The 6,982-nt window shown below is 75.2% G+C and carries 1 protein-coding gene; it reads left to right on the top strand.

What is annotated here, in order from left to right; all coding sequences use genetic code 11:
• Window positions 1–20: 20 nt before the first annotated feature.
• Window positions 21–6,982, top strand: a 6,962-nt coding sequence (locus AB1460_RS34850) for an SDR family NAD(P)-dependent oxidoreductase (protein ID WP_368966627.1), incomplete at its 3' end; no start/stop codon positions are given.

The following is a 6,982-nucleotide window of genomic DNA, read 5'->3' as shown; positions in this document are numbered from 1 at the left end:
TCGTGGGCGGCGGGATGGGTATGCGAGACTGGGAGTGGCCGGGTGGGGGTGAGCCGCGGCGGGCGGGGGTGTCGTCGTTCGGGATCAGCGGGACGAACGCGCACATCGTGGTGGAGGAAGCCCCAGCCGCGCAGCCGGAGCCGGAGTCAGAGCCGGAACAGGATCCGGTCACGGTCATCACGGGCGCGGGGGTCGGAACACAGCCGGCATCGGTGACGCCGGTGGTGCTCACCGCGCGGACCGGCCAGGCTCTCGCCGCCCAGGCTCGCCGCCTCGCCGCGGCGCTGGCCGGCGGACCCGCGGGCCAGCTCGCCGACGCCTCGCCCGCCGACGACTCACTGGCCGACGTCGGGCTCTCGGTCAGTACCCGCGCCACGCTCGGCCACCGCGCCGTCCTGCTGCCTGGAAGCACCGCCGACCTGCAGACCCAGCTCGCAGCCCTCGCCGATCTCCCACACTTCGCGGACGAAGCCGACAGCGCCGACGACACCAGCCGTGCCCGCACGACGGTCACCGGCGGCGAAGCCGCCCCCGGGGTTCTGCGGGGGACGGCGACCGAGGGCCGGCTCGGTGTGGTGTTCACCGGCCAGGGCGCGCAGCGGCTGGGGATGGGGCGCGAGCTCCACCGGCGGTTCCCCGTGTACGCGGCCGCGTACGACGAGGTCTGCGCCCTGCTGGACGTGCATCTGGACGTTCCGCTGCGCACCGTCCTCGACGGTGACGACCCCGAGCTGCTGGACCGGACGGGCTACGCCCAGCCGGCGCTGTTCGCCGTCGAGGTCGCCCTGCTTGCGCTCGTCCGCCATCTCGGCGTCGAACCGGACGTCGTCGCCGGCCACTCGGTCGGGGAGATCACCGCCGCCTGGGCGGCCGGGGTGCTGGGCCTGGCGGACGCGGCGGCGCTGGTGACCGCCCGCGGCCGGCTGATGCAGGAGCTCCCGGCCGGCGGCGGCATGCTCGCCGTCGCCGCCTCCGAGGCCGCCGTCCTGCCCGTCCTCGCCGAGCTCACCCGCGCCGGGCACCCCGTCGATCTCGCTGCGGTCAACGGTCCGTCCGCCGTGGTGCTCTCCGGCCCGCACGAGTTCCTCGACCGGGCGGCGGACGCCGCCGCGGCGCGGGGCTGGAAGACGAACCGGCTGCGGGTCAGCCACGCCTTCCACTCGGCGCTGATGGAACCGATGCTGGGCCCGTTCGGCGCGGCGGTCGGCGCGCTGCGGCTGCGCGAGCCGCAGCGGGCAGCCGTCTCCACGGTCACCGGCGCCGCGGTCGCCCCGGGCGAGTGGTCGAGCGCCGCCTACTGGGTCGACCAGGTCCGCCGGCCCGTCCGCTTCGCCGACACCGCCACCGCGCTGGCGGCGGCCGGCGTGACCCGGGTGCTGGAGATCGGGCCCGACGCCGTCCTCAGCACGCTCGTCGGCGACGCCTGCCCCGACCTGCTCACCGCCGCCACCCTGCGCCGCGACCGCGCCGAGACACCGACCCTGCTCGCCGCGCTGGCCCGCCTGTTCGTCCACGGGACGCCGGTGCGCTGGCCAGCCCTCTTCGACGGCACCGGTGCCCGCCGCGTCGAGCTGCCGACCTACCCCTTCGACCACCAGCGGTACTGGCTCGACACCGCCGCCGGCGCCGGGGACGTCTCGGCCGCCGGCCTGCATCCCGCCGAGCACCCGCTGCTCGGCGCGGCGGTCGTGCTCGCGGACGACGACGGCATGCTGCTCACCGGGCGGCTGGCCGCCGACGCCCCGGCCTGGCTCGCCGAGCACACCGTCTTCGGCACCACCGTCCTGCCCGGCACCGCCCTGCTGGAACTGGCGTTGGCCGCCGGGCGGTGGGCGGGCACCCCCACCGTCGCCGAGCTGCTCCTGCACGCCCCGGTCGCCCTGCCCGCGCATGGCGGCCTGCGGCTGCAGGTGACGGTCGGGCCGCCGGACGGCGACGGCGACCGCCGGATCACCATCCACTCCCAGCCCGAGGACGCCCCGGCAACCCTCGGTGCCGGTGCCGGTGCCGGCGACGACCCCGGCACCGACGAGGACGGCTGGACGGCGCACGCCTCCGGCCTGCTCACCGCCGAGACGGCCCCGCCCCCGGGGGCCGCGCTGCTCACCTGGCCGGCTCCGGACTGGTCCGAGATCCCGGTCGACGACGCCTACCCCCGGTTCGCGCTGGCCGGCCTGGACTACGGACCGACCTTCCAGGGGCTGCGCCGGATGTGGCGGCACGGCGTGGGCGTCCTCGCCGAGGTGGCCGTCCCGGCCGCCACCGCCACCACCGGCTACCACCTGCATCCCGCGCTGCTGGACGCCGCCCTGCACGCGATCGGCACCGGCGGCCTTGTCGCCGAGGACGGCGCGGTCCGCCTGCCGTTCGCGTTCACCGGCGTCCGTCTCCTCGGCCCGGCCGGTACCGCCGGGCTGCGGGTCCGCCTCACCGCGGGCGACGGTGCCGACACCGTGCGCCTGCTGCTCGCGGACGGTGCCGGCATGCCGGTGGCCGCCATCGACGGCCTGGTCCTGCGCCCCACCGCCCCGGAAAGTTTCGCCGCCGGCACGTCCGCCGCCGACCAGCTGCTCTACGCCGTCGACTGGACCGAGCGCCCGGTGGGGGCTGTACCCGGGAACGGGGCCGCAGCCGGCTGGGTGCGGACGACGCCCGGGGCACCGCTGCCCGAACCGGCCGCGGTGCTGGTGATCGACTGCCACCGGCCCGGCGCCGGCGGCGGCGATGCCGAGGTGCTCGCCGGGCTCGTCCGCGACCGGACCGCCGCGGTGCTCGGCACGATCCAGGCCTGGCTCGCCGATCCTGCCTGGAACGACGGACGACTCGTGGTCGTGACCTCGAGTGCGGTGGCGGCGGCCGAGGGGGAACCGGTCACGGATCTCGCGGGCTCGGCCCTGTGGGGGCTGGTCAGGTCCGCCCAGTCCGAACATCCGGGACGGATCCACCTGGTCGACCTCGACCCCGCCGTGGACCCCGTCCAGGGCGGTGGCGCCTGGGACGTCCTGCCCGCGGTGCTGGGTGCCGGCCTGCCCCAGGCTGCCGTGCGCGGTGGTTCCGTCCTGGTGCCGCGGCTGGCGCGGCTGCGTCCCGCCGCCGCAGCACCAGCACCAGCACCAGCACCAGCACCAGCACCAGCGACCGCGACCGCTGCCGGCACTGTCGATCATGCTGCTCCGGACGGCCTGCCACCGGTCGGGTTCGGCACCGGAACGGTCGTCCTGACCGGCGGGACGGGGACGCTCGGCGCGGTGCTGGCCCGCCACCTCGTCTCCGCGCACGGCGTGACGAGGCTGCTGCTGCTCTCCCGCCGCGGAGCCGCCGCCCCGGACGCCGCCGACCTCGTCGCGGAGCTCGCCGCCGCGGGTGCCGACGTACGCGTGGTGGCCTGCGACGTGGCCGATGCGGCCGCGGTGCGTGAGGCCCTGGACGGCGTCGACGTCACCGCGGTGGTGTGCGCCGCCGGGCAGCTGGACGACGGCCTGCTGACCTCCCTCACCCCGGAACGCCTGGCCGCCGTGCTGCGGGCGAAGGTCGACGGGGCGCTGAACCTGCGTGCCGCCACCGTCGGCCGCGACCTGTCCGGCTTCATCCTGTTCTCCTCGGCCGCCGGCCTGTTCGGTAACCCGGGCCAGGCCAGCTACGCGGCCGCCAACACCTTCCTGAACGCCTACGCCGCGCACCTGCGCGCCACCGGAGTGCCGGCGATCTCCCTGGCCTGGGGCCTGTGGGACGTCGAGACGGGCATGGTCGCGGAGCTCGCCGACGCCGACCGCGCCCGCCTGCGCCGCGGCGGGGCGGCGCCGCTGACCGCCGAGCTCGGCGTGGCCGCGTTCGACCGTTCCCTCACCACCGGCCGGGCGCTCCTCGCGCCGATCGCGCTGGACATCCGCGCGCTGCGCGAGCTGGCCCGCTCCGGTGCCCTCCCGGAGCTGATGGAGGACCTCGCCGGAGCCCCGCGTCGGCGGGTCGTCACCACGGAGTCGGACCTGGGACGGCAGCTCGCCGCCCTGCCGGAAAGCGACCGGCTCGGGGCGGTGTCGACCCTGGTCCGCCTGCATGTCGCCGGTGTCCTCGGCTACCCGTCGCCGAACGATCTGGACGCCGGCCGTGCGTTCAGCGAGCTGGGCTTCGACTCGCTGATGGCGGTGGAGCTGCGTAACCGGCTGGCCGCGGCCGCCGGCCTGCGCCTGCCGTCGACGTTGGTGTTCGACCACCCGAACACCAACGTGCTCACCGCCTTCCTGGCCGCCGAGCTGTCCGGCGCCGCCGACGGCGCCGCGGACGGCGCCCAGCCCGCGCTGCCCGCCGCGCTCGCGTCGAGCACCGACCCCGTCGTGATCGTGGGGATGGCCTGCCGGCTGCCCGGCGGGGTCTCCTCCCCGGACGACCTGTGGGACCTGCTCGCCCGCGGCGCCGACGGCATCGGCGACTTCCCCGCCGACCGGGGCTGGGACCTGGACGGCCTCTACCACCCGGACCCGGACCATCCGGGGACGTCCTACACCCGCCGCGGTGGCTTTCTGCACGGTGCGGCGGATTTCGACCCGGGGTTGTTCGGGATTTCGCCGCGTGAGGCGCTGGCGATGGATCCGCAGCACCGGCTGCTGCTGGAAACATCCTGGGAGGCGTTCGAAAGCGCCGGGGTGGACCCGCGCGCGGTACGCGGTTCCCGGACGGGTGTCTTCGCCGGTGTGATGTACACGGACTACGCGGCGGTGCTGGAGACCTCCGACGAGGACGTCGAGGGTTTCCTCGGTACGGGCGGGAGTATCGCCTCGGGCCGGGTGTCGTACACGTTCGGTCTGGAGGGGCCGGCGGTCACCGTGGACACGGCGTGTTCGTCGTCGCTGGTGGCGTTGCACCTCGCGGCGCAGGCGCTGCGTGCCGGTGAGTGTGACCTCGCGCTGGCCGGCGGTGTCACCGTGATGGCCACACCGGGGACGTTCGTGGGTTTCTCCCGGCAGCGTGGTCTGGCGGCGGACGGCCGGTGCAAGTCGTTCGCGTCGGCGGCGGACGGGGTGGGGTGGGGTGAGGGTGTCGGGATGCTGCTGGTGGAGCGGCTGTCGGACGCCCGCCGGAACGGCCATCAGGTGCTGGCGGTGCTGCGCGGTTCGGCGGTGAACCAGGACGGGGCGTCGAACGGTCTGACGGCGCCGAACGGTCCGTCGCAGCAGCGGGTGATCCGCCAGGCGCTGGCAAGCGCGGCGCTGTCCACCGCGGACGTCGACGTGGTCGAGGGTCACGGCACCGGGACGACGTTGGGTGATCCGATCGAGGCGCAGGCGCTGCTGGCGACCTACGGCCAGGGCCGGCCCGAGGGGCAGCCGTTGTGGTTGGGGTCGGTGAAGTCGAACATCGGTCATGCGCAGGCCGCCGCCGGTGTGGCCGGTGTGATCAAGATGGTGCTGGCGATGCGTCACGGCGTGATGCCTCGCACGCTGCACGTGGACGCCCCGTCGGCGGAGGTCGACTGGGACGCGGGTGCGGTGTCGCTGCTGGTGGAGCCGCGGCTGTGGGAGGTGGCGGAGGGCCGTCCGCGGCGGGCGGCGGTGTCGTCGTTCGGGATCAGCGGCACGAACGCCCACGTCATCATCGAGGAGGGCGACGCGGAGCCGGTGCGGGTGCCCGGCCGCGGCCTTCCGGTGGTTCCGGTGGTGCTGGCGGCGGCGGATCCGGCGGCGCTGGCCGGGCAGGCGGAGCGGCTGCGGGCCGCGGTCGGCGCCCAGGACGAGCTGGCACTGCTGGACGTCGCCCGTTCGTCGGCGCTGCGCACAGGGATGGCCCAGCGTGCGGTGGTGCTGGCCGGTGACCTGGGTGGTCTGGACGCGGGGCTCGCCGTGGTGGCGGCGGGTGCGGATTCCGCGGGTGTGGTGCGGGGTGTCGCCGGTGAGGGCCGGTTGGGTGTGGTGTTCACGGGTCAGGGTGCGCAGCGGTTGGGGATGGGTCGGGGTCTGTACGAGGCGTTTCCGGTGTTCGCGGAGGCGTTTGACGAGGTGTGCGAGCTGCTCGACCAGCACGTGGATGTGCCGGTGCGGGAGGTGGTGTTCGGCGCGGACGGTGAGGCGTTGGGTGTGACGGGTCGGGCGCAGCCGGCGTTGTTCGCGGTGGAGATCGCACTGCTGGCGCTTGTGCGGAGTTGGGGTGTGGTGCCGGAGGTGGTGGCGGGTCATTCGATCGGTGAGATCACGGCTGCGTGTGCGGCGGGGGTTGTCGATCTGGCGGATGCGGCGGTGCTGGTGGCGGCGCGGGGTCGGTTGATGGGGGCGTTGCCGGCGGGTGGGGCGATGCTGGCGGTCGCCGCGTCCGAGGACGACCTGCTCGCGGTACTTGGCCGGGCCGATGTGACGGTGGATGTGGCGGCGGTGAACGGTCCGGCCGCGGTGGTGGTGTCGGGGGCGGCCGAGGTGGTGGCCCGGGTGGAGGAGATCGCCGCGGCGCAGGGCTGGAAGAACAGCCGCCTGGCGGTGAGTCATGCGTTTCATTCGGTGTTGATGGAGCCGATGCTCGCGGACTTCACTCGGATTGTGGAAGGCCTTACCTTCCGGGAGCCGACCGTGGCGGCGGTGTCGACGGTGACCGGGCGGCCGGTGGAGCCGGGGGAGTGGTCGAACCCGACCTACTGGGTCGACCAGGTCCGGCGTCCGGTGCGGTTCGCCGACGCGGTGGCGGCGATGGTCGGGCAGGGCGTGACCCGGTTCCTGGAGATCGGGCCCGATGCCGCCCTCACCCCGGCGATCCACGACATCGCCAGCGGGGGCTCCGCCGAGGCCGGCGCCGGCACGGCTGTGCTCGCCGTTGCGACGCTGCGTCGCGAGCGGGACGAACCGACGATGCTGCTGACCGCTGTCGCCCGGCTGTTCGCCGACGGCACTCCGGTCGACTGGGACCGGCTGTTCGACGGGACCGGAGCCGTCCGGGTACCGCTGCCGACCTACGCCTTCGACCGTCGGCGTTTCTGGCCGCGGGCGCGGGTGGGTGTGGT

Source organism: Parafrankia sp. FMc2, assembly GCF_041008525.1.
GTDB lineage: Bacteria > Actinomycetota > Actinomycetes > Frankiales > Frankiaceae > Parafrankia.
The sequence above is the reverse complement of the archived record's forward strand: the minus strand, read 5'-3'. Positions and strand labels throughout refer to the sequence as shown.